Source organism: Streptomyces sp. RB17, assembly GCF_009604455.1.
In the GTDB taxonomy this organism is placed as follows: domain Bacteria; phylum Actinomycetota; class Actinomycetes; order Streptomycetales; family Streptomycetaceae; genus Streptomyces.
In genome coordinates, this window is the sequence record NZ_WEGL01000009.1 from 130,578 (window position 1) to 153,591 (window position 23,014).

At 72.5% G+C, this 23,014-nt stretch carries 23 protein-coding genes; 7 read left to right on the forward strand and 16 right to left on the reverse strand.

From position 1 onward, the window contains the following. Nucleotides 1-9: 9 nt before the first annotated feature. Nucleotides 10-603 (forward strand): TetR/AcrR family transcriptional regulator, encoded by a 594-nt coding sequence (locus SRB17_RS34415; RefSeq protein WP_228618572.1) that lies wholly within the window; start codon nt 10-12, stop codon nt 601-603. On the opposite strand, the gene SRB17_RS34420 is transcribed toward SRB17_RS34415, so the two are convergent. The 4 genes from SRB17_RS34420 to SRB17_RS34435 all read right to left on the reverse strand — a co-directional run bounded on the left by SRB17_RS34420 (nt 542) and on the right by SRB17_RS34435 (nt 4,393). After that, nucleotides 542-1,507, reverse strand: coding sequence for a LysR family transcriptional regulator (locus tag SRB17_RS34420; RefSeq protein WP_153544384.1), 966 nt, complete (start codon nt 1,505-1,507; stop codon nt 542-544). The two genes, SRB17_RS34415 and SRB17_RS34420, sit on opposite strands and share 62 nt — an antisense overlap. Nucleotides 1,508-1,679: 172 nt before the next feature. Continuing rightward, nucleotides 1,680-2,894, reverse strand: coding sequence for an acyl-CoA dehydrogenase (locus SRB17_RS34425; protein WP_153544386.1), 1,215 nt, complete (start codon nt 2,892-2,894; stop codon nt 1,680-1,682). A 7-nt stretch (nt 2,895-2,901) separates the two neighbouring features. Continuing rightward, nucleotides 2,902-3,924: a phosphotransferase family protein gene (locus SRB17_RS34430; protein WP_153544388.1), complete on the reverse strand. Its 1,023-nt coding sequence runs from the start codon at nt 3,922-3,924 to the stop codon at nt 2,902-2,904. Nucleotides 3,925-4,093: 169 nt separating this feature from the next. After that, nucleotides 4,094-4,393, reverse strand: a complete 300-nt coding sequence (locus tag SRB17_RS34435; RefSeq protein WP_153544390.1) for a hypothetical protein — start codon at nt 4,391-4,393, stop codon at nt 4,094-4,096. Nucleotides 4,394-4,505: 112 nt separating this feature from the next. On the opposite strand from SRB17_RS34435, the gene SRB17_RS34440 reads away from it, so the two are divergent. Further along, a complete protein-coding gene (locus tag SRB17_RS34440) occupies nt 4,506-5,510 on the forward strand; it encodes an NADP-dependent oxidoreductase (RefSeq protein ID WP_153544392.1) in 1,005 nt (334 codons plus the stop codon). A gap of 25 nt (nt 5,511-5,535) precedes the next feature. On the opposite strand, the gene SRB17_RS34445 is transcribed toward SRB17_RS34440, so the two are convergent. Genes SRB17_RS34445 through SRB17_RS34460 form a run of 4 tightly spaced genes read right to left on the reverse strand, consistent with a single transcriptional unit; the run spans nt 5,536 to nt 7,695 of the window. Beyond that, a complete protein-coding gene (locus SRB17_RS34445) occupies nt 5,536-5,859 on the reverse strand; it encodes a DUF202 domain-containing protein (RefSeq protein WP_153544394.1) in 324 nt (107 codons plus the stop codon). Continuing rightward, nucleotides 5,847-6,239 carry a YidH family protein gene (locus SRB17_RS34450; RefSeq protein ID WP_323376680.1) on the reverse strand — a complete coding sequence of 131 codons (393 nt, stop codon included), beginning with the start codon at nt 6,237-6,239 and terminating at the stop codon, nt 5,847-5,849. Before SRB17_RS34450 ends, SRB17_RS34445 begins: the two co-directional genes overlap by 13 nt. Before the next feature lie 21 nt (nt 6,240-6,260). Next, complete coding sequence (locus SRB17_RS34455; protein WP_153544396.1) at nt 6,261-6,776, reverse strand: NUDIX domain-containing protein; 516 nt, start codon at nt 6,774-6,776, stop codon at nt 6,261-6,263. Nucleotides 6,777-6,798: 22 nt separating this feature from the next. Continuing rightward, nucleotides 6,799-7,695 carry a DMT family transporter gene (locus SRB17_RS34460; protein ID WP_323376682.1) on the reverse strand — a complete coding sequence of 299 codons (897 nt, stop codon included), beginning with the start codon at nt 7,693-7,695 and terminating at the stop codon, nt 6,799-6,801. Between the two features lie 329 nt (nt 7,696-8,024). Here SRB17_RS34460 and SRB17_RS34465 point away from each other — a divergent pair, with 329 nt between their 5' ends. The 3 genes from SRB17_RS34465 to SRB17_RS34475 all read left to right on the forward strand — a co-directional run bounded on the left by SRB17_RS34465 (nt 8,025) and on the right by SRB17_RS34475 (nt 10,427). Further along, entirely contained in the window at nt 8,025-8,987 is a 963-nt protein-coding gene (locus tag SRB17_RS34465) for a hypothetical protein (protein ID WP_323376684.1), read from the forward strand. Between the two features lie 101 nt (nt 8,988-9,088). Further along, nucleotides 9,089-9,817, forward strand: coding sequence for a molybdopterin-dependent oxidoreductase (locus tag SRB17_RS34470; protein ID WP_323376686.1), 729 nt, complete (start codon nt 9,089-9,091; stop codon nt 9,815-9,817). After that, nucleotides 9,801-10,427, forward strand: a complete 627-nt coding sequence (locus SRB17_RS34475; protein WP_153544402.1) for a cytochrome b/b6 domain-containing protein — start codon at nt 9,801-9,803, stop codon at nt 10,425-10,427. Before SRB17_RS34470 ends, SRB17_RS34475 begins: the two co-directional genes overlap by 17 nt. Here SRB17_RS34475 and SRB17_RS34480 read toward each other — a convergent pair. From SRB17_RS34480 to SRB17_RS34495, 4 genes are read right to left on the reverse strand one after another with little or no spacing between them, the layout of a single operon-like run. Beyond that, nucleotides 10,424-11,449 carry an L-idonate 5-dehydrogenase gene (locus tag SRB17_RS34480; protein ID WP_153544404.1) on the reverse strand — a complete coding sequence of 342 codons (1,026 nt, stop codon included), beginning with the start codon at nt 11,447-11,449 and terminating at the stop codon, nt 10,424-10,426. The two genes, SRB17_RS34475 and SRB17_RS34480, sit on opposite strands and share 4 nt — an antisense overlap. Nucleotides 11,450-11,463: 14 nt before the next feature. Beyond that, nucleotides 11,464-12,225: an SDR family oxidoreductase gene (locus SRB17_RS34485; protein WP_323376688.1), complete on the reverse strand. Its 762-nt coding sequence runs from the start codon at nt 12,223-12,225 to the stop codon at nt 11,464-11,466. A 10-nt stretch (nt 12,226-12,235) separates the two neighbouring features. Continuing rightward, entirely contained in the window at nt 12,236-13,633 is a 1,398-nt protein-coding gene (locus tag SRB17_RS34490) for a gluconate:H+ symporter (protein WP_323376690.1), read from the reverse strand. Nucleotides 13,634-13,670: 37 nt separating this feature from the next. After that, nucleotides 13,671-14,189 (reverse strand): gluconokinase, encoded by a 519-nt coding sequence (locus SRB17_RS34495; RefSeq protein ID WP_153544406.1) that lies wholly within the window; start codon nt 14,187-14,189, stop codon nt 13,671-13,673. Between the two features lie 140 nt (nt 14,190-14,329). On the opposite strand from SRB17_RS34495, the gene SRB17_RS34500 reads away from it, so the two are divergent. Further along, nucleotides 14,330-15,031 (forward strand): FadR/GntR family transcriptional regulator, encoded by a 702-nt coding sequence (locus tag SRB17_RS34500; protein WP_153544408.1) that lies wholly within the window; start codon nt 14,330-14,332, stop codon nt 15,029-15,031. A gap of 51 nt (nt 15,032-15,082) precedes the next feature. Here SRB17_RS34500 and SRB17_RS34505 read toward each other — a convergent pair whose 3' ends face one another. After that, entirely contained in the window at nt 15,083-15,457 is a 375-nt protein-coding gene (locus SRB17_RS34505; RefSeq protein WP_194294231.1) for a YchJ family protein, read from the reverse strand. A 171-nt stretch (nt 15,458-15,628) separates the two neighbouring features. Between SRB17_RS34505 and SRB17_RS34510 the strand changes: the two genes are divergently transcribed. Beyond that, entirely contained in the window at nt 15,629-15,943 is a 315-nt protein-coding gene (locus SRB17_RS34510; RefSeq protein WP_153544411.1) for a dsRBD fold-containing protein, read from the forward strand. 7 nt (nt 15,944-15,950) lie between these two features. On the opposite strand, the gene polX is transcribed toward SRB17_RS34510, so the two are convergent. From polX to SRB17_RS34525, 3 genes are all read right to left on the reverse strand, one after another. Beyond that, nucleotides 15,951-17,672, reverse strand: coding sequence for a DNA polymerase/3'-5' exonuclease PolX (polX, locus tag SRB17_RS34515; protein WP_323376692.1), 1,722 nt, complete (start codon nt 17,670-17,672; stop codon nt 15,951-15,953). Nucleotides 17,673-17,681: 9 nt separating this feature from the next. After that, nucleotides 17,682-19,019, reverse strand: a complete 1,338-nt coding sequence (locus SRB17_RS34520; RefSeq protein ID WP_323376694.1) for a M1 family metallopeptidase — start codon at nt 19,017-19,019, stop codon at nt 17,682-17,684. A gap of 65 nt (nt 19,020-19,084) precedes the next feature. Then, nucleotides 19,085-22,966 (reverse strand): Pls/PosA family non-ribosomal peptide synthetase, encoded by a 3,882-nt coding sequence (locus SRB17_RS34525; protein ID WP_153544415.1) that lies wholly within the window; start codon nt 22,964-22,966, stop codon nt 19,085-19,087. Nucleotides 22,967-23,014: the final 48 nt, after the last annotated feature.

A 23,014-nucleotide genomic window follows, 5' to 3' on the forward strand; every position in this document is an offset into this window, starting at 1 on the left:
GTGGCGGCAGTGCCCAGGACGACGGACGGAGACGGGACGCCCGTTCCGCAGCGGCTGCTGGCCGCCGCCACCCGGCTCTTCGCCGAGCAGGGTTACGACCGCACGTCCGTGCAGGAGATCGTGGAGGCGGCCGGCGTCACCAAGGGGGCGCTGTACCACTACTTCGGCTCCAAGGACGACCTCCTGCACGAGGTGTACGCGCGCGTGCTGCGCATCCAGCAGGAGCGGCTGGACCACTTCGCGGGAATGGACGCGCCGGTGGAGGAACGGCTCAGAGCCGCGGCGGCGGACGTGGTCGTCACCACGATCGACAACCTCGACGACGCGATGATCTTCTTCCGGTCCATGCACCACCTCAGCCCGGAGAAGAACAAGCAGGTACGGGCCGAGCGCCGGCGCTACCACGAACGGTTCCGCGCGCTGATCGAGGAGGGCCAGAAGGCGGGCGTGTTCTCCACGGCGACCCCGGCCGACCTGGTCGTGGACTACCACTTCGGCTCCGTCCACCACCTGTCCACCTGGTACCGCCCGGACGGCCCCCTCACCCCTCAGCAGGTCGCCGACCACCTCGCCGACCTGCTGCTGCGGGCGCTGCGTCCTTGAGGCGACCGTCCATGAAGCGATCGTCCGCGAGGCGATCGTCCGCCAGGTGACGGACGAGGGCGGCGGCCGCCGGATTCCGGGGCCGCTCGCCGCGTCCCGCGAGGACGATCCTGCGGCCGGGCTCCGGCTGCCGTATCCGCACGCACGGCAGCCCGGCCCGCTCGCCGATGGCCCGGGGCACGAACGCCACCCCGATCCCCGCCCGGACCAGGTCCACGAGCAGCCCGATCTGGGTGACGTCACAGGTGATACGGCGGTCCAGCCCACAGTGGGCGGCCAGACGCCGCACGGCCGTCTCCAGCCCGGTGCCCGCGCGGAAGTCGACGAAGGCCTCCTCGGCGAGGTCCCTGATGAGTGTGCGGCCCGCCTCGGCCAGCGGATGCCCCGGCGCGGTGATCAGCACCAGCTCCTCGTGCCACGTGGCGTACACATGCAGGCCCTCGGGCAGGTCCCGGGCGTCCGGGGCGAGATAGGCGAGGTCCAGTTCGCCCGCGCGCAGCGCCTCGGTCAGCTCGGCGACCGTCGCGTCCCGCACGGACACCTGGACACCGGGGAACTCGCGGTGGAAGGCGGCCAGTTCGGCGGGCAGGTCGACGCAGGTCAGCGTCTGGATCGTGCCCACGGACACCCGGCCGACGGCCAGTGCCGCCACGGCCGCGACCGCGTCCCGGGCCGCCTCGGCGCCGGCGAGCAGGGCGCGGGCCTGGGGGAGGAGGGCGCGGCCGGCCTCGGTGAGCACCACCCGGCGGCCCGTACGGTCGAACAGGTCGGCGCCCAGCTCCCGTTCGAGATTCTTGATCGAGGTGCTCAGCGCCGACTGCACGATGAGCTCGGCGCGTGCGGCGGCCGTGAAGCCGCCCTCGTTCACCACCGCCATGAAGTGGCGCAGCTGACGCATCTCCATCCATCTATGATAGAGATGCCGCCCAGCGAAACCATCTGTTGGACCGGTGGGCGGCCTGCGGGCCAGGCTGGACCCATGACCCGCAGACCGACTCTCCTGCACCGGTTCCTCGCGTTCCTCCGGGCACTCGCCCGCGAGGACCACCACTACTCGGGCGGCTACTAGAAGCACCTCAGAGGTACTTCTTCAACTCCCGCCGTGCCAGCGACCGCTGGTGCACCTCGTCCGGGCCGTCGGCCAGCATCAGGGTGCGGGCGCTCGCGTACAGCTCGGCCAGCGGGAAGTCCTGGCTCACCCCGCCCGCGCCGTGCAGCTGGATCGCGCGGTCCAGGATGCCGACCACCGCGCGCGGCGTGGCGATCTTGATGGCCTGGATCTCGGTGTGGGCGCCCTTGTTGCCCACGGTGTCCATCAGCCAGGCCGTCTTCAGCACCAGCAGCCGCAGCTGCTCCACCGTCACCCGGGCGTCGGCGATCCAGTTCTGGACCACACCCTGCTGGGCCAGCGCCTTGCCGAACGCCGTACGGGACACGGCCCGCCGGCACATCAGCTCGATGGCCCGCTCGGCCATGCCGATCAGCCGCATGCAGTGGTGGATCCGGCCGGGGCCGAGCCGCGCCTGGGCGATGGCGAAGCCGCCGCCCTCCTCGCCGATGAGGTTCGTGACCGGCACGCGCGCGTGGTCGAAGATCACCTCGGCGTGGCCGCCGTGCGAGTGGTCCTCGTAGCCGAAGACCTGCATCGCGCGCTTGACGGTCACGCCCGGGGTGTCGCGCGGGACCAGGACCATGGACTGCTGGCGGCGGATGTCGGCGCCGTCCGGGTCCGTCTTGCCCATCACGATGAAGATCGTGCAGTCCGGGTTCATCGCGCCGGAGATGTACCACTTGCGTCCGGTGATGACGTACTCGTCGCCGTCCCGCTGGATGTGCGTGGTGATGTTGGTGGCGTCCGAGGAGGCCACCTCCGGCTCGGTCATCGCGAACGCCGAGCGGATCTCACCGGCCAGCAGCGGCTCCAGCCACTGCTTCTTCTGCCGCTCGTCGCCGAACTGCGCCAGCACCTCCATGTTCCCGGTGTCGGGCGCGGCGCAGTTGGTCGCGGTGGGCGCCAGATGCGGGGAGCGGCCGGTGATCTCGGCGAGCGGCGCGTACTGGAGGTTGGTGAGTCCCGCGCCGTACTCGGCGTCGGGCAGGAAGAGGTTCCACAGGCCCTGCCTGCGGGCCTCGGCCTTCAGCTCCTCGACCACGGCCGGGGTGTCCCACGGCGAGGCGAGCGCGGCCCGCTGCTCCTCGGCGACCGCCTCGGCGGGGTACACGTACTCGTCCATGAAGGCGAGGAGCCTGGCGCGCAGTTCCTCGGTGCGCGCGTCGAACGCGAAGTCCATGTCCGGGTCAGCCTTCCTGGAGAGTGGTCAGTCCGTGGTCGATGAAGACGGGCACGAGGTCGCCGATTCGGTCGAAGCCGCGCCCGACCGTCTGGCCCAGCGTGTACCGGTAGTGGATGCCCTCCAGGATCACGGCGAGCTTGAACCAGGCGAACGCCGTGTACCAGGAGACGCCGGAGACGTCGCGTCCCGAGCGCTCGGCGTACCGCTCGATCAGCTCCCGCGGGGAGGGGTGTCCCGGCGCCTCGGCCGTGGTGGAGACCGGGGACTCGGCCATGCCCAGCGGTTGGCTGTACATCACCAGCAGGCCCAGGTCGGTGAGCGGGTCGCCGAGCGTGGACATCTCCCAGTCGAGGATCGCCATGATCGTGTCGTCGTCGCCGATCAGGACGTTGTCGAGCCGGTAGTCGCCGTGGACGACGGCCGGGGCGGAGGAGGCGGGCAGGGAGCGGCCGAGGGCGGCGTGCAGTTCGTCGATGCCGGCCAGTTCGCGGTTGCGGGAGGCGTCCAGCTGCTTGCCCCAGCGGCGCAGCTGCCGGTCCAGGAAGCCCTCGGGGCGCCCGAAGTCCGCAAGGCCCACCTCGGCCGGGTCGACCGCGTGCAGTTCGACCAGCGTGTCCACCAGGGACAGCACCGCGTTCCGGGTGCGCTCAGCACCCAGAGGGGCCAGCTGCTGGGCCGTGCGGTAGGGGGTGCCCTCGACGAACTCCATGACGTAGAACGGCGCCCCGAGCACCTCGTCGTCCTCGCACAGCAGCACCGGGCGCGGAACCGGCACCCGGGTCGGGTGCAGGGCGCTGATCACGCGGTGCTCGCGCTTCATGTCGTGCGCGGTGGCCAGGACATGGCCGAGCGGGGGCCGGCGTACGACCCACTTCGAGGTGCCGTCGGAGAGCGCGTAGGTGAGGTTCGACCGTCCGCCCTCGATCAGCCGGCCGGTGAGGGGGCCGGTCACCAGTCCGGGGCGCTCGCGGTCGAGGTGGGCGCGCAGCCGGTCCAGGTCGAGTCCGGGCGGGTGGTCGGCGCTCATTCATCACTCCTACGAACGGGTGAACAGGACCCGACTCATGATGCCGACCGGTCGGTATGTAGTCCAGTGGGCGGAGCGATCAGGAGGTCGAACGTGACCGGAGCCACGATATGCCGACGGCCCCCCGGCGCGCTGCCCGGGGAGCCGTCGGCCCTGTCGCGGCCCGCCGTCAGTGGTCGTCCCAGTGGCCGTCGTGCTCGGCGTGCCGGTGGCCGTCGTGCAGATAGTCGATGTGATCGCCGTGCGGCACCTGGGCGTGTCCGCACTCGTCGTAGTGCACGTGCTCATGGCGCTCGTGGACGGTGTGCCCGGCCGGTTCGCACTCGTCCCAGTGACCCTGGTGCTCGCGGTGCAGATGCCCGTCGTGCGCGTAGTCCAGGTGGTCGCCGTGCGGCACCGCGTTGTGCCCGCAGCCCGGACCGTGGCGGTGCGTGCCGTGTTCGGTGTGTTCCTGGTGAAGGGTGGTCATGGTGCTCACCTTCGGGGATACGGGTGCCGGTGACGGACAGGCTATGCGTGAAGCGGCGCATATCGGCGCATACGGCTTGCGTGGCGGACGAGTACCCCGGAGGGTCGAGGGCATGAAGGCCATCAGCTACCGCCGGTACGGCGGACCCGAGGTGCTGGAGTACGGCGAGGTGCGCGACCCGAAGGTCGGCCCGGACCAGGTGCTGGTCGAGGTCCGGGCCGCGGCCGTCAATCCGGTCGACTGGAAGTGCCGCGAGGGTTATCTCGACGCGCTGCTGGACGCCGTCTTCCCGGTGATCCCGGGCTGGGACGTCAGCGGCGTGGTCGTCCGGCCCGGCGCCGCGGTCACGGAGTTCGCGGTGGGCGACGAGGTCATCGGCTACTGCCGCGAGGACTTCCTCTCCCGTGGCACCTTCGCCGAGTACGTCGCCGCACCCGTGCGCACCCTGGCGCGCAAGCCGCGCAACCTGTCCTTCGAGGAGGCCGCCGGACTGCCGCTGGCCGGGCTCACCGCCTACCAGGTGCTGGTCAAGGCGCTGGAGATCCAGCGCGGGGAGAGCGTGCTGGTGCACGCGGCGGCCGGCGGGGTCGGCTCCTTCGCCGTACAGATCGCGGCCCACCTGGGCGCTCGGGTCATCGGTACGGCGAGCGAGCGCAACCACGACCATGTGCGCGGCCTCGGCGGCGAGCCGGTGACCTACGGCGAGGGCCTGGCCGCACGGGTGCGCGCGCTCGTCCCGGACGGCGTGGACGCGGTCTTCGACACCGTCGGCGGCGACACCCTGAAGACCTCGGCCAACCTGCTCGCCCCGGAGGGGCGGCTGGCGTCGATCGCCGACCCGGAGGTGACGGGCTACGGCGGCCGCTACTGCTTCGTCCGCCCGGACGCCGAGGATCTGGCCACGCTCTCCCGGCTGGCCGAGCAGGGCGTCGTCTCGGTCCACGTCCAGGAGACGTTCCCGCTGGAGCGGGCGGCGGACGCGCAGCGGGCGAACCAGGAGGGCCGCACCCGCGGGAAGATCGTGGTCACGGTGGGCCGGCGGGAGGAGGAGGGCGCCGTCTGGACCAGGGGCGAGGAGGGCACCCTGTACAGCACCAGCCAGGAAGGCACCCTCTAGACCACACCAGCCAGGAAGGCAGCCTCTAGACCACCAGCGCGGTCGCGCACACCGCCAGCGCCACCGCGCACAGGGCGGCCGTCGTCGCGTGCCGGGGAGCGAGCGCCCGCGGGCGGGGACCGGTCGCGAGGGCCCGGATCCGGCGGTGGGCCACTGCCAGAAAGCCCAGGAAGAGCCCACAGCACAGGGCGCAGACGGTCACTCCGGTGGCCGAGGTGCCGCCGTGCAGGGCGGTCTTGACGGCGAGCACGGCGGCCACGGCGGCCGAGAGGGTCGTACGACGCCAGGCCAGCCGGGTGCGCTCCGGTTGCAGCCCCGGATCGCGCCCGGCCTCGCTCACCCCGCCCATCCGGCCAGCACCACCACGACCATCGCCACGGCCACCACCGCGACGACCAGGCTCAGCAGCGCCGGAAACCGGGACGCGGGCAGATCCTCACCGCGCCGCATCGCCCGCTCGCAGCGCACCCAGTGGTTCACCGCGCGCAGGGAGCACAGCACGCCGGCGCCGAGCAGGGCGAGCGCGAGGCCGACCCGCCACGCCCAGCGCAGGTCCGGCAGGAACTGGTCCACCGCGAATCCGCCGCCGATCAGCGCGAGCGCCGTGCGCAGCCAGGCGAGAAAGGTGCGCTCGTTGGCCAGCGAGAACCGGTAGTCGGGCGTGCCGCCCTCGTCCCGCACCAGCTCCGGCGCGAACCACAGCCGGATGTTCGTCACGAATTCGCTCACGCGGCCGACCCTACCGGGCGGTCACCGGCCCGCCCGGAACGCCTCCAGCCTCTCGTACGCCGCCAGCCCGTCCGGCACCCACTCCCAGTCGCCGAGCCGCCGGCCGACCTCCTCCTCCGGCAGGAAGTCGTGCCACTGGACCTCCTCCGCCTGCGGCCGCACGGGCAGCTCGCAGCGCACCTCGTACACCGCCGACCACCAGCTGTGCCCCGCCCCGTCGTCGTACAAGAATTTGAACAGATACTCCGGCCGGGGCAGCCCCGTCACCCCCAGCTCCTCCTCGGCCTCCCGCAGCGCGGCCTCGTCGTAGGACTCGCCCGCTCCGACGACGCCGCCGACGAACATGTCGTACAGCGCGGGGAAGACCAGCTTGGTGGCCGTGCGCCGGTGGACGAAGAGCCGGCCGGCCGCGTCCCGGGCCTGGACGAACACGCACCGGTGGCGCAGTCCGCGGGCGTACGCCTCGCCGCGCGGGGCCCGGGCGATGACCCGGTCGTGCTCGTCGACGATGTCGAGGATCTCGTCAGCAGGGTTCATGCCCTCATCCAAGCAGGCGGTGTCAGCGCCGCTGGAGGTCCCGGGCCGAGGCTTCTGTCTCGGCCGCGCCGCACGGCATCGCCGGGTGCAGCCCCAGCAGCACGATGCCCGCGACGACCGCGGCGAGCCCGGCCGCCTCCCAGGCCAGCGCCCCGGTGTCGGTGCGCAGCCGGTCACCGAGGAAGCCGACCCCGCACAGGATCCCGGCGAGCGGCTCGGCCGCGGTCAGCGCGGGCAGCGACATGCGCAGCGGGGCCGTCTCGAAGGCGCTCTGCACCAGCACGAGTCCGGTGACCCCGCACACCAGCACACCGTACGGCTGCCAGCCGGTGAACAGCTCGGGGAAGCCGCCCTCGGAGAAGCGGGTGCCGCTCACCCGGGTCAGTGCGTCCTGGACGCCGTACAGCAGCCCGGCGGCGGTGGCCAGCAGCACCGGGCCCCAGCTCAGCCGGGAGCGCTTGCCGTACGTCGTGAGCACCAGGGCCGCGCCGACCATCGCGCCGATGATCAGCCAGTGCCGCAGCGGATCGGAGACGGCGCTGCCCGCCCGCGGCTCGCCCGCCATGATGAACGCGCTCACCCCGCCCGCGAGCAGCAGCAGCCCCGCCCAGCCCTGGCGGCCCAGGGACTGCCTGGTCTGGTAGCGGGAGAGGGCGAGCGCGAACAGCAGGTTCGTCGCGAGCAGCGGTTCGACCAGGGAGATCTCGCCCTTGCCGAGCGCGATCGCGCCGAGCACCATGCCGGCCACCATCAGAGCGAGCCCGCCCAGCCAGCGCGGCACCCGCATCAGGTCGAGCAGCAGCCGGAAGGACAGGAAGTCGCTCAGTGGTGCCTTCTGCGCCGCGTTCTGCTGGAGCACGAATCCGAAGCCCAGACAGCAGGCAGCACTCACGGCGAGAAGGAGAACCAGAACGGACACGCTGCGTACCTCGATCATCCGGCCGGACCACGGGTGCGTAGTGGCCGACTGTAGCGTCCCCGGGACGGCATTGACCCGGAAGTGCGCGGAACAGGGCAGTTGACCCGCCATGGTCCGGGGCCGGCCGGTCCGGCGCCATGGCGTACGCCACAACGGGCCGTCGGGTACCTCCGCCCGGGCCCCGGCCCACCTGCGCGAAGTTCCCCAACTTTCCTCTGAGTCACGGTGGTTGAACCCGTAACAGGCTCGTTCCGCTTGACGCAAACCGTGGCTGAGGGTTTGCTGTGAGTGATCGGTCGATGGCGGCCCGAGAAACAGGAAGTCCCGCCGTGCCCTCTCTCCCACCCCTGCTCGGCGCTCGCCGGGCCCCCACGGACCAGTCCGGCGACACCGCCCCGGACGACTCCGGTGACTTCGACGCCGCCCTCGACGACGCAGAACTGCGCACCGCGCGTGCCGCGTTCACCCAGGGCCGGCGGCAGGCGGCCCGCTCCCTGCTCCGGCACACCGGCGACGACTGGGACCGCCGCGGCCACCGCCTCACCGTGCTCGCCCGGGAGCCGTACGCCGTCGCCCGGGCCCGCGACTGGCTGCACGCCGAACCCGGCTCCGCCGACGCCGCGACGCTGTACGCCCTCGCCCAGGTCCGGCGCGCCCTGCGCGGCAAGGAGGACCCCGACCGGGCCCGCGAGGCCTGCGCCACCGCCGCCGCGCTCGCCCCGGCCGACCCCACCCCCTGGCTCGGCCTGCTCCGGCTGGCCCGCACCCTCGGCCCGGAGCGCGAGGTGCTCGGCACCTTCGCCGAGCTGCGCCGCCGCCACCCCGAGCACCACCACGCCCACCACCTGGTGCTCGCCCGCATGGCCGAACGGCCCGCCGGCGGCCGGGCGGCCGAGGACCACGAGGTGTACGACCTCGCCGAACGGGCCGCCGCCGAGGCCCCGGCCGACTCCCCGCTCGCCGTCCTGCCGGTCGTCGCCTACGCCGAGCGCCACCGCGTCCTCGCCCCGGCCGACCCCGCCGACTCCCGGCACTGGTCCGGCCCCCGGGCCCGCCGCATCCTGGGCGCCTGCTTCGACTGGTGGCTGGAGTGGGAGCACGACGAACACCCCCGCCGCCACATCGACCTCAACCACCTCGCCTTCGCGCTGTCCTGCGCCGGCCGCCCGGCGGAGGCCGCGGCCCTGTTCCGGCGCATCGGCCGGCACGCCACCCGGGCGCCCTGGTCCTACGCCCACCGCGACCCCCGGGAGGCCTTCCGGACGGCCCGGGCCCGCGCACTCGGCCACTGAACGGCACGCCTCTCGCAGACGTACGTAACAAGTGATTACAGAACCCTGACCAGTGGCCCGATTCCCTGGCCCCCCGGGGCCCCGAGTGCTCGAATGAATGCGTGAACTCTGAACAGTCCGAGGAGCGGGACGGCGCACCCATAGGCCGCCGCGTCTTCCTCGGCACCCTCGGCCTGGGCGCGCTCGGCCTCGTCGCCGCGCCCACGCTGCAACGCGGCCTGGAGGGCGCCCTCGGCGCCGTCGCCGGCAAGGACCCCACGGGCCTGACCGGCCTGCTGCCCAACGGCGGCGGATTCCGCTACTACTCCGTCGCCGCGTCGGTGCCGCACCTGAACGCCGGCGACTACCACCTGAAGATCGGCGGCCTGGTCGACCGCCCGCACACCTACTCCCTGGCCGATCTGCGCGCCCTGCCGCAGACCCGGCTGGTCAAGGACGTCCAGTGCGTCACCGGCTGGCGGGTCCCCGGCACCCCCTTCGAGGGCGTACGCCTCTCCGACCTCCTCGACACGGCCGGGGTCCGCCCCGGTGCGAAGGCGATCCACTTCACCTGCTTCGACGGCGCCTACACCGAGAGCCTCACCCTCGACCAGGCCCGCCGCCCGGACGTCCTGGTGGCCCTGCGCATGCAGGACAAGGACATCTCCCACGACCACGGCGGCCCGGTCCGCCTCTATGTCGCCCCCATGTACTTCTACAAGTCGGCCAAGTGGCTCGCCGGGATCACGGTCACCGACCGGGTCGAGCCGGGCTACTGGGAGAACCTCGGCTACGACGTCGACGCCTGGGTCGGCCGGTCGAACGGACGGACCGATGAGCCTACGAGCTGACACCCCGGCCCCGCCCGGCGCCCGCATCCGCCGCTTCGGCCCGGTCCAACGCTGGGTCCACCGCACGACGGCCGCGCTGATGGGGATCTGCGTGGTCACGGCCGCCATCCTCTACATCCCCCAGCTGGCGGTGGCGGTCGGCCGCCGGGAACTGGTCGTCCGCGTCCATGAGTGCGCCGGGCTCGCTCTTCCCGTCCCGGTCCTGCTGGGGCTCGCCTCCCGCGCCTTCCGCACCGACCTGCGCTTCCTCAACCGCTTCGGCCCGCACGACCGCACCTGGCTGCGCGCGGCGCTCGCGCGCGACAAACGCCACTCCTCGCGCCCGGCGGGCAAGTTCAACGCCGGCCAGAAGGTCTACGCCGCCTGGATCGCCGGCGCCACCCTGGTCATGCTCGGCACCGGCCTGCTGATGTGGTTCACCCACCTCGCCCCGCTGGTGTGGCGCACCTCTGCGACCTTCGTCCACGACTGGCTCGCCCTGACCATCGGCGTGGTCCTGGCCGGCCACATCGGCATGGCCCTGGGTGATCCGGAGGCGAGAAGGGGCCTGCGCACGGGGACGGTGAGCAGGGAGTGGGCGAAACGGGAACACCCCTTGTGGCGCGGTTAGTTCTCGAAGTCCAGCAACACCTTGCAGGACCGGCTCCGGTCAGCAGCCAGGACGAACGCGTCCTCGGCCTCCCGCACCGGAACCACCGCACCGACCAGCCCGTCGAACTCCCCCCGCCCGGCCAGCAGGTTCAGCGCGTCGTCGAACCCGGCGCCGAACCGGAACGCCCCACGCAGCTCGATCTCCCGGCTCACCAGCAGGTTCCCGGCGAACGGCGACCGACCCGGCGGGAGCATCCCGAGCTCGACGACCACGCCCCCGCGCCGTACGCGCCGCAGGCATGTGTCGAGCCCGGCCGCGACCCCCGACGCCTCGACGGCCACGTCGACCTCCTGCGGCCACCCGGCATCACCCGGATCGTCGGCCCGTACCAGCGTGTCCGCTCCGGCCACGGCCGCGTACCCGAGTGCCTCCGGCACCGGATCCGTCACCGTCACCCGTGCCGCACCGGCCGCCTTCGCCGCCGCGACCACCAGGCACCCGATCGGCCCGGCCCCGGTCACCAGCACATGCCGCCCGGACACGTCCCCGGCCCGCCGCACCGCGTGCAGTGCCACCGACAGCGGCTCGGCGAGCGCGGCCCGCCGCAGCCCGAGCCCGTCCGGCAGCGCCCGCACCTGCCCGGCCGGTACGGCGATCCGCTCGGCGAAGCCGCCCTGGACATGCGGAAAACGGGCCGCGCTGCCCAGATACCGGGTGTCCCGGCACACGTTCGCCCGCCCGTCGGCGCACTCCGGGCAGCGCCCGCACGGCGTGGCGGGGTGCACGGCGACGGCCGTACCCGGCGCGGGACCCGTGGCCCCGGCGCCGTAGGACACCACCGTGCCCACCACCTCGTGCCCGAGCACCATCGGCTCCCGGAGCCGGAAGTCCCCGACCCCGCCGTGCCGCCAGTAGTGCAGATCGGAGCCGCACACCCCGCCGTAACGCACCGCCACCACGGCCTCGCCGGGACCGGGCCTCGGCACGGGCAGCTCCCGCACCCGCAGCTCACCCGCGCCGTGGATCACACATCCCAGCATCGCCGCAGCCCCTTTCAGAGCACGCTCGTCATGCCGCCGTCGATGTACAGCATCTGGCCGTTGACGAAGTCCGAGGCGGGCGAGGCCAGGAAGAGCAGGCCGCCCACCAGATCCTCGGTACGGCCCCAGCGGGCCGCCGGGGTGCGCCTGCGGACCCAGGCGCTGAACTCCTCGTCCTCCACCAGCGGCCGGGTCAGCTCCGTCTCGATGTAGCCGGGGCCGAGGCCGTTGACCTGGACGCCGTACGGCCCCCAGTCGGCGCACATGCCCTTGGTGAGCATTTTCAGCGCGCCCTTGGTCGCCGCGTACGGCGCGATGCCGGGCCGTACCACCTCGCTCTGCAGCGAGCAGATGTTGATGACCTTGCCGTGGCCGCGTTCCGTCATCCGCCGGGCGGCCTCGCGGCCGACGAGGAACGCGCTGGTGAGGTTGGTGTCCAGGATCCGGTGCCAGTCGGCGTCGGTGAACTGGAGCAGCGGGGCGCGCAGTTGCATGCCCGCGTTGTTGACGAGGATGTCGAGCGGGCCCACCCGCTCCTCGACCTCCGCGATCCCGGCGGCCACGGCCGGTCCGTCGGTCACGTCGAACACCGCCGTGTGGATCCGGTCCCCGGGCAGTCCGGAGGCCGCCTCGGCCAGCCGGTCCCGGTCGCGTCCGTTGAGGACCACCGTGCAGCCGGCCTCGGCCAGGCCCCGGGCCAGCGCGAGGCCGATGCCCCGGCTGGACCCGGTGACCAGGGCCGTACGGCCGCTGATGTCGAAGAGCGGGTGACTCACGCCCGTACCCCTACACGATCAGTGAGAGCAGCAGGACCAGTCCGCCGGCGACCACCGAGAGGATCGTCTCCATGAGCGACCAGGTCTTCACGGTCTGCCCGACGCTCAGCCCGAAGTACTCCTTCACCAGCCAGAAGCCGGCGTCGTTGACGAAGCTGAAGAACAGCGAGCCGGCGCCGATGGCGAGGACGAGGAGGGCGGTGTGGGTGGTCGACGTGCTGGCCGCGAGCGGCGCGATCAGACCGGCCGCGGAGACCGTCGCCACCGTCGCCGAACCGGTCGCCAGCCGGATCACCACCGCGATCAGCCAGGCCAGCAGCACCGCCGGGATCGACCAGCTCTTGGAGATGTCCAGGATCATCTGGCCGACACCGCTGTCGATCAGGGTCTGCTTGAAGCCGCCGCCCGCGCCGACGATCAGCAGGATGCCCGCGATGGGCATCAGGCCCTTCTCGACGGTCTGCTGCAGTCGCTCCTTGCTGAACCCGGCGGGCCGGCCCAGCGTGAAGAAGCCGACGATCACCGCGGCGAGCAGCGCGATCATCGGGGAGCCGATGATGTCGAAGACCCGCTGGTTCACGTTCGTGGGGTCGTCGACGACGATGTCCACCAGCGCCTTGGCCAGCATCAGCACCACCGGCAGCAGCACGGTGGAGAGCGTCGCCCCGAAGCCCGGACGGCGCTCCAGCTCCTCCGACGGACGCTGCGGCAGCATCCGGTCGGGGGCCGGCACGTCCACCCAGCGGGCCGCGACCTTCGAGAACAGCGGACCCGCGACGATCACCGACGGTATGGCGACCAGGATGCCGAGTGCCAGGGTCACACCCAGGTTGGCGTGCAGCGCGTCGATCGCGACCAGCGGGCCGGGGTGCGGCGGGATCAGGCCGTGCATCACGGACAGACCGGCGAGCGCCGGGATGCCGATGCGCATCAGGGAGTAGTTGCCGCGCTTGGCGACCATGAGCACGACCGGGATCAGCAGCACGATCCCGACCTCGAAGAACAGCGGCAGACCGATCACGGAGGCGATCAGCACCATCGCCCAGGGCATCGCGCGCCCGCCGGCCTTGGCGAGGATCGTGTCGACGATCTGGTCGGCGCCGCCGGAGTCGGCGAGGAGCTTGCCCAGGATCGCCCCGAGCGCGATCAGGACGCCCACGCCGGCCACCGTGGTGCCGAGCCCGGTGGTGAAGCTGGTGATGGCCTTGTCGAGCGGCGCTCCCGCGACCGCCCCGAGCGCCAGTGACCCGATGGTCAGCGCCAGGAAGGCATGGAGCTTGAACTTGGTGATGAGCAGGACGATCACGGCGATGCCCACCAGGACGGCGATGCCCAGCTGGGCGTGTCCGGCGGAGGTGATCGGCGGAGGCGCGTCCGCTGCCAGCATCTCGACGCTGAGTCTGGTCACGGGTTTCCCTTGCGTTACGGGGGGACGGGGGTGGGTGCTACGCGGTGGTGTCGGGAAGCGCCTCGAGTGCCTTCGCGGCACGCTCGGCGATGTCCTGGGGGCTGCCGGTGACGTCCACGGCGACTCCCGCCTCGTCCGGCTCCAGGGGCTGCAGCGTGGCGAACTGGGAGTCCAGCAGCGCGGTCGGCATGAAGTGCCCCTGCCGCTGCCTCATCCGGTCCTCGATCAGCTTCCGGTCGCCGGTGAGGTGCACGAACACCACTCCGGGAGCGGCGGCCCTGAGCCGGTCGCGGTACGACCGCTTCAGCGCCGAGCTGCTGACCACCCCGCCCAGTCCGGCCCGCCCGTGCGCCCAGTGGCCGATGGCGTCCAGCCAGGGCCACCGGTCGTTGTCGTCGAGCGGGACACCGGCCGTCATCTTGTCGATGTTGGCCTGCGGGTGGAAGTCGTCGCCCTCGGCGTACGGGACGCCCAGCCGCGCGGCGAGCAAGGGACCGATCGTGGTCTTGCCCGTCCCCGCGACGCCCATCACGACGACGACCTGGGGGGTTCGCATCACTGCCTCGCTGTCTTCCTCGACATCCGACGCCACAGCGGCGTCGCCACACTGAAACCTATTAGGTACGACGAATTCAAGAGTGTGTGATGTATAAGTCTGACTTTTTTCGTCGGTGATCCACGCCGTACGCTGAGTGCATGACCACTCCGGGCCGGGGGCTGCACGGCCATGTACTGGACACCCTCGGCCCCGCGATCACTGCGGGCGAGTACCCGCCGGGCAGCGTGCTGCGCACCGACGAGCTGGCACAGCGGTTCGACGTGTCGCGTTCCGTGATGCGGGAAGCGGTCCGCGTGCTCGAATCCATGCACCTGGTCGAGTCCCGCCGCAGAGTGGGTGTGACGGTCCGCCCCAAGTCCGAGTGGAACGTCTACGACCCGCAGGTCATCCGCTGGCGCCTCGCGGGCGCCGACCGCCCGTACCAGCTGCGCTCGCTGACCGTGCTGCGCTCCGCGATCGAACCGGTCGCGGCCGGTCTCGCCGCCCGGCACGCCACGGCGCAGCAGTGCGCCGAACTCACCGAGTGCGCGCTCGGCATGGTGGCCAACTCACGCGGCCACAAGCTGGAGGAGTACCTGGTCCACGACATCGCCTTCCACCGGGTCGTCCTGAACGCCTCGGGCAACGAGATGTTCGCCCGGCTCGGCGACGTCGTCGCGGAGGTCCTGGCCGGCCGCACCCATCACGAGGTCATGTTCGAGGATCCCGACCCGGCGGCGGTCACCCTGCACGTGCAGCTGGCCGAGGCGGTCCGCGAGGGCGACGCGACCCGCGCCGAGGAGCTGACCAGGGAGATCACCGTGGGCGCCCTGCAGGAACTGGACATCCTGGCGCCCTAGTCCGGGTCGGTTCCGCAAGCCTCGGTCCAGGAAGTCTCAGTCCAGGAAGTCTCAGTCCAGGAAGTCCCCGTCCACGTACACCCACGCCCCGTCGACCCGCTCGAACCGGCTCCGCTCGTGCAGCGAGCCGCCGCGGTAGGAGGCGCGGAAGGTCACCGTGCCCGTGCTGTGGAAGGCCGACCCGTCGGTGGTGTCCAGGATCTCCAGCCCCGTCCACCTCATCCGCGGATCGAGGTCCAGCCGTTCGGGCCGGGTCCGCGGATGCCAGGTGCGCAGCAGATACCCCGCGTCCCCCGTCACGAACGCGCTGTACCGCGACCGCATCAGCAGCTCGGCGGTCGGCGCGGCGGCCGGCCCCGCGTGGAAACGGCCGCAGCAGGCGTCGTAGGGCTGGGGGAGTCCGCAGGGGCAGGCGCGCGAGGTCATGGCCGACATTGTGCCCGGGCCGGGGGAGGCGCCCGTCTGGGGCCGGATGCAAAGTGGAAGAGCTGGACCACGCGCCCCTTGGGGCGCGGGGACCTGCGCGACCAGCCACGACGGCGCCGCACACGACGGACGGCCCATCGCGGCACGACCCGCGGAGCGAGGTGGCGGACCATGACCCGACCCAGGACCAGCCGTCCTCCGGCCGTCAAGGAGTGGCGGCTGAACCTGTACCTCTCCGAGCACGACCCGGACACCACCGCCCGGATCGTCCTGGACACCGGCGACAACGTCCTGGAGAGCCACGCGGAGGCCCGCCGGAACCCCTACGACCCCGATGTACCGGAGATAGGCGACGAACTCGCCGCCGGACGTGCGCTCATCGCCATGGGCCGCAGGCTGTTGCGCGCCGCGGACGGGGACATCAAGGCGGTCGGAGCGGACGATACCGAGGAGGACCTGTCACCCCTGTGGCTGGACCGCGAGTGACGCCCCCTCACCTCCCCTTCCGCAGGAAGCGGCGCAGCCGGGCCAGCGTCCAGGTGTTGATGACGTCGTCCTTGGTCAGCCAGCCCCGCTGCGCCGTACCGACGCCGTAGCGCAGCTGCGCGAGGTGCGGGACGGAGTGCGCGTCGGTGTTCACGGCGAACCGCACGCCGTGCTCCCTGGCCCGCAGGATGTCCTCGTCGCACAGGTCGAGACGGTCCGGCTGGGCGTTGACCTCCAGCGCGGTGCCGGTGCGCGCGCAGGCCGCGAACACCTCGTCCCAGTCGGCGTCGACGCCCGGCCGCTTGCCGATCAGCCGGGTCGTCGGGTGCCCGATGATGTTGACGTACGGGTGCTCGCAGGCCCGCACCAGCCGCCGGGTCATCGCCCTGCGGCCCAGGTCGAAGTGCGAGTGCAGCGAGGCCACGCACAGGTCGAAGCCCGCCAGGAACTCCTCCGGCCAGTCCACCCCGCCGTCCGGGTCGATGTTGAGCTCCGTGCCGTGCAGCAGCCGCATCCTGTGGTGGGTGCCGTCCAGCTCCCGCACCCGCTCCCGCTGGGCGAGGATCTTCTCGTCGGTCATGCGCTGCATGTACAGGTTGGGCGCGTGGTCCGTGACGGCGTAGTACTTGTAGCCGCGCTCGGCGGCCACCGCCGCCATCTCCTCCAGCGGCGCCAGACCGTCGGTGAGGTCGGTGTGGGTGTGCAGATCGCCCCGGATGTCCTTCTCGGTCACCACCTCCGGCAGCTCGCCGTGCAGGGCTGCCTCGATCTCCCCGCGGTCCTCCCGCAGCGTCGGTGTGATCCACGGCAGCCCGAGCCGGGCGTACACCTCCTCCTCGGTGCGGGAGGCCAGCGAGTCCCCGCTCCCGGCGTCGAACAGGCCGTACTCGGACAGCTTCAGCCCCTGGTGCACGGCGATGGTGCGGGTACGGATGTTGTGCGCCTTCGAACCGGTGAAGTACTGCATCCCGGCACCCCAGGACTCCGGCGGCAGCACCCGCAGATCGACCTGGAGCCCCTTGCCCGTGCGGACCGACGTCTTCTTCGAGCCCCGCGCGATGACCTCCGCGGTGGCCGGCAGCTCGCACAGCGCCGCCATGAACGGCTCCGACTTCTTCGCCGCGACGATGACGTCCAGATCCCCGACCGTCTCCCGCATCCGGCGCAGCGAGCCGGCGTACGCACACCGCTTGCACCCGGTCACCTCGGACAGCTCCGCGACGATCTCCTCCGCGGTGTCCAGGGCCAGTGACAGCGGCACCCGGGCGCCCGCCCGCTGCAGCAGCTCGATGCCGTGCCGGATGTTGTCCTGCGTCTTCTCGCCGAAGCCCTTCAGATCGGCCAGCGCGTCCGCCTCGATCGCCGCGGCCAGCTCGCTGACCGAGGAGATGTGCAGGTCCTCGTACAGCCGTAGCGCCTTCTTCGGGCCCAGGGTGGGGATCGTGATCAGCTCCCGCACCCCGGCGGGGATCTTCGCCCGGCGCTCCTCGACCACCGCCATCTTCCCCGTGCGCAGATACTCGGCCACCTTGTCGGCGATCGACTTCCCCACGTTCGGGATCTCCTTCAGCCCGTCCGCGTCGAGCTTGGAGACGTCGGCCGGATACCCGCCGATGGCACGCGCCGCCTTCTCGTAGGCGCGCGCCTTGAAGGCGTCGCCTCCCGTGATCGCGATGAGGTCCGCGTACTCCCGCAGGAGCGCCTCGACCTCGTCATTGGGCCGGGCCACCCCTCCAGTCTAGGAAACCTCCCCGAGCACCGGCAGCGGCGGCAGCCGCGCCCCGTACACCCACTCCTGGAACAGCACGGCCGGCGGCTCCTGCGCGAACCGGGCCACGTGCTCGGTGAACGCCGCCGTCGTCACCGTCCCGTTCCGGTGCAGCCACACCCAGGCGCGCAGCATGCGGAAGAACGCGTCGTCGCCGAGCGCGCAGCGCACCGCGTGCAGGGTCAGACCGCCCCGCTCGTAGAGCCGGTCGTCGAACATCGCCTTGCGGCCCGGATCGGCCAGCTTCAGGTCCTGCGGCAGCGCGGCCAGCAACCGGTGGGCGGCGGCGGCCAGTTGCTGGGCGGTGCGGCCGCCCGAGCGCTCGGACCACAGCCATTCCGCGTACTTGGCGAAGCCCTCGTTCAGCCAGATGTGCCGCCAGTCGGCGATGGTGACGCAGTTGCCGAACCACTGGTGCGCCAGCTCGTGCGCCACCAGCCGTTCCGAACCCCGGGCTCCGTCCACGTGGTTGGCGCCGAACAGCGACAACCCCTGTGCCTCGACCGGCACATCGAGCTCCTCCTCGGTCACCGCGACCGCGTACTCCTCGAACGGGTACGGCCCGAACAGCTCCTGGAACAGCTCCATCATCGCCGGCTGCCGCGCGAAGTCCCGGGAGAACTCCGGCAGCAGACGCGCCGGGATGTGCCCGTGCTGCGGCACGCCCCCCGGGCCTGGGTCGCCCAGCAGCACCGTCTGGAACCTGCCGATGGCCAGACCGACGAGATAGCTGGACGTGGGCGCGGACTGCTCGTACACCCAGGTCGTCGTCGAGGCCTTCGTGGTGCGGGTCAGCAGACGCCCGCCCGTGACCACCGCGTACGCGGACGGTGTGGTCACCGAGATCAGGTACGACGCCTTGTCGGCGGGCCGGTCGTTGCACGGGTACCAGGACGGCGCCCCGACCGGCTGGCTCGCCACCAGCGCCCCGTCCGCCAGCTCCTCCCAGCCGAGCCCGCCCCACGGGCTGGCCACCGGCCTGGGGTTGCCGGACCACTGGACCTCCACGGTGAACGCGGCGCCGGCCCGCACGGGCTTGGCCGGGCGGATCCGCAGCCGTCCGCCGCGGTGCGTGAAGTGCGGCTGCCGGCCGTCCACCCGCACCCGGCCGATCCTGAAGTCGGCCAGATTGAGCTGGAACTCCGTGAGCGGCGCGCGGCCCGCTATGGCGTAGATCCGGGCCGTGCCGGACAGCCGGTTCGGGCCGGGGCGGTAGTCCAGCGTGAGTTCATAGCGGTGCACCCGGTAGCGGGGATCACCGTTGTCCGGGAAGTACGGGTCCCGTCCGGCCGACTGCTGAACTGCCACTGCTGTGTCCGCTCCCTGCGCTGTGCCACCACTGGGTGCCGGGGCCGCACCCGGATGGCCCGCGCTCAGGGACGCCATGCCTCGATCGGATTGCCGAGCCAGCGGGTGTCGTCCGGGACGGACTCCGCGGCCATGACGAGCGACGCGGGCCCCAATGTCGTACGGGCCCCGACCGTGCTGCCGGGCAGCACGATCCCGCCAGGGCCCAGCGTGGCGCCCTCACGGAGGACCACAGTATCCGTCCGCAAGATCCGGTCGTGGAAGAGGTGTGTCTGCAGCACACAGCCACGATTGACGGTCGCCGCGTCCTGGAGGGTCACCAGGTCGGTCTCCGGCAGCCAGTAGCTCTCCACCCACACGCCCCGGCCGATGTGCGCGCCCAGCCCGCGCAGCCACGCCGTCATCACCGGCGTCCCCGGCACGGCCCCGGCCAGCCACGGCACCGCCAGCACCTCGACGAACGTGTCCGCCAGCTCGTTGCGCCACACGAACGAACTCCACAGCGGATGCTCCCCGGCCCGGTGCCGCCCCACGAGCAGCCACTTCGCGAGGACGGAGACGACCGCCGCGACCATGCCCGCCCCGAGCAGCACCGGCCCCGACAGGGCCCACGCCCACGGACCCAGCGCACACAGCGCCGCCACCGTCACCGCGGCCAGCGCCGCCGAACACAGCACCGGCACGATCCGGCACAGCTCCACGAGACCGCGCGCCCACAGCAGCCGGGCCGGCGGCTCGTAGGTACGGCTCTGATCCCCGCCGCCCGCACTGCGCGGCAGCTTCACCGGCGGCAGCCCCAGATACGAGGTGCCCTTCTTCGCCTTCTTCGGCGTCGCCGACAGCACGCCGACCAGGCCGCCGTCCGGCACGCTCCGGCCCGGCCCGGTCATCCCGGAGTTCCCCAGGAAGGCCCGCCGCCCGATCTCCGCACGCCCGATCCGCACCCAGCCGCCACCCAGCTCGTACGGCGCCGTCAGCGTGTCGTCCGCCAGGAACGCCCCGTCGCCGACCGTGGTCAGGCTCGGCAGCGCGAGCACCGTCGACACCTCGGCGCGGCGCCCGATGCGCATCCCGAGCAGCCGCAGCCACACCGGCGTGACCAGCCCCGCGTACAACGGGAACAGCGTCTGCCGGGACCGGTCCATCAGCTGCGTCACGGTCCACGCCTGCCAGCCGACCCGGCTGTGCGTCGGATGCGTGCCCTCGCGCAGACCCAGGCCGAGCACGCGCACGGCGACCAGGATCAGCAGCGCGTACGCCAGCCCGTAGGCGAGCGTGGCCGGGACCAGCCCGAGCGCGGCTGCGCGCAGCGCCCGGGGGAGCGAGCTTCCGGGCGCCACGAACACACGGGCGACCAGCAGCGCGGCCACACCCGCGAGCAGCGGCAGGGAACTCAGCGCGAGGCCGGTGATGCCGTACATCACCCGCCAGTACGTGCCCCGCTGCGGCCGCTCCTTCGGCCAGTTGCGCTTGGCCTTGCCGAGCTTGACCGCGGGCGCGCCCGCCCAGCGCTGGCCGGTCGGGATCTGCCCGCCGACCGCCGAACCGGGAGCCACCTCGGCCCGCTTGCCGATGCGGGCGCCCGGGAAGAGGATGCTGCGGGTGCCGACGGTGGCGTGCGCACCGACCTTGACCGGGCCGATCACCAGACGGTCGCCGTCCAGCCAGTGCCCGGACAGGTCCACCTCGGACTCGACGGCCGCGCCCCGGCCCAGCCTGAGCATGCCGGTGACCGGCGGCAGCGAGTGCAGGTCCACCTCGGGCCCGACCTTCGCGCCCAGCGCCCGCGCGTACCGCTCCAGCCAGGATCCGGTCAGCGAGGTGGCCCCGCTGAACTCGGCCAGCCGCTCGGCCGTCCACAGCCGCAGATGCACGCTTCCGCCGCGCGGATACCGGCCGGGCTCGACGCCCCGCAGCAGCAGCCGCGCCCCGCCCGCCGCGAGCGCGATCCGGCCGGGCGGGGTGAACAACAGCAGCGCCCCGGCCGCCGGCAGCCACCAGGGGGCGGTCGGCAGCCAGGAGTAGCCGGGCAGCAGGTTCCCGACGGCGGCCAGGACCACCGTCCAGCGCAGCCCGAGCAGGGTGACCAGCGGAAGCAGCAGCAGAAGCTGGACGGCCTGGGCGCGCACCGGGACCGGCGCGATGGTGCGGGCCCTGCCGTCGTCCTGCGCCGAGGCCTCCAGCCGCCGGGCCAGCTTGCGCAGGACGGGCTGCTGGTAGATGTCGAGGACGGCCGCGCTCGGGTAGCGGGTGCGCAGCCGGGTGGTGAGCTGGGCGGCGGCCAGCGAGCCGCCGCCGATCGCGAAGAAGTCGTCGGACGCGCTGGTCACCGGGACGTCCAGCACCTGGGCCCACTGCTCGGCGAGCCAGGCCTCGGTGCCGTACAGCTCGGCCTTGGGGGTCTTGACGCCCTCCAGGGGCCAGGGCAGCGCGCCCCGGTCCACCTTGCCGGACGTCCGGGTCGGCAGCTCCGCGACGGGCGCGAGCAGCGGCACCAGTGCGGCGGGCAGCTCGGCGCGCAGCTTCTCGACGGCCGCCGCCTGGTCCCAGCCGTCCTGGGTGACCACGTAACCGACGAGGAGCTGATTCCCGCCGCGGGCGGTGCGTACGGCGGCCGCGGCCCCGGCGACGCCGGGCAGGGCCTGCAGTGCGGCATCCACCTCACCGAGTTCGATCCGCCGCCCGCCGAGCTTGATCTGCTCGTCGGCCCGGCCCAGGAAGACCAGCCCCTCGGGCTCGGCCCTGACCAGGTCACCACTGCGATAGGCCCGCTCCCAGCCCAGCGAGTGCAGCGGCGCGTACTTCTCGGCGTCCTTCTCGGGATCGAGATACCGGGCGAGCCCGACCCCGCCGATCACGAGCTGCCCGCAGCCGCCCATGGGCACGGGCTCCTCGCTGTCGTCGACGACGGCCAGCTCCCACCCGTCGAGGGGAAGCCCGATCCGGATGGGCTCCTCACCGGTCATCGGCGCCGCGCAGGCCACGACGGTCGCCTCGGTCGGCCCGTAGGTGTTCCACACCTCGCGCCCCTCGGTGACCAGCCGCTGCGCCAGCTCGGGCGGGCAGGCCTCGCCGCCGAAGATCAGCAGCCGTACGTCGTTCAGCGTCTCCGGCTCCCACAGCGCGGCCAGCGTGGGCACGGTCGAGACGACGGTGATCTCCTGCTCGACCAGCCAGGGCCCGAGATCGGCACCGCTCCTGACCTGCGACCGGGGCACGGGCACCAGACAGGCGCCGTACCGCCAGGCCAGCCACATCTCCTCGCAGGAGGCGTCGAAGGCGACGGAGAGCCCCGCCATGACCCGGTCGCCGGGCCCGATCGGCTCCTCCGCGAGGAACAGGGCGGCCTCGGCGTCCACGAACGCGGCGGCGCTGCGATGCGTGACGGCGACGCCCTTGGGCTTCCCGGTGGACCCGGAGGTGAAGATGATCCAGGCGTCGTGCTCGACGCCGGGCCGCGCGGCGGCGGTGCCGGAGGTGTCCGTGCCGGTGCCGGAGCCGCCCTGGACCGCGATGCCGTGTCCGGCGCCGACGACGGCCCGTACCTCCGCCTCCCCGAACACCAGCTCCGCCCGCTCGTCGGGGTCCTCGGCGTCGACCGGGACATACGCGGCACCGGCGGCGAGGACGGCGAGGATCGCGACGTACAGCTCGTTGGTCCCCGACGGAACCCGCACCCCCACCCGGTCCCCGAGCCCGACCCCCGCACCGGCGAGCCGCTGCCGCAGCCGCTCCACCTCGCCGGCCAGCGCACGGTAGGTGAGGCACGTCGTACCGTCGTCCAGCGCCGGCTCGTCCGGATGGGACCGCACGGTCGCGTCGAAGACGTCGACCAGCGTGCGCGGCGACGCCGCGGACCTGGCGGAGAAGCGCGCCCGGTCGCCGAACTGCGTGCGGATCTCTTCGTCGAGCAGGCCGAGAGCGCTGCTCTCGTCTATGGCTGCCATCGGGTCCTCACGTCGGTCCGGCTCAGTGACAAGCCGGAAATATTAGTA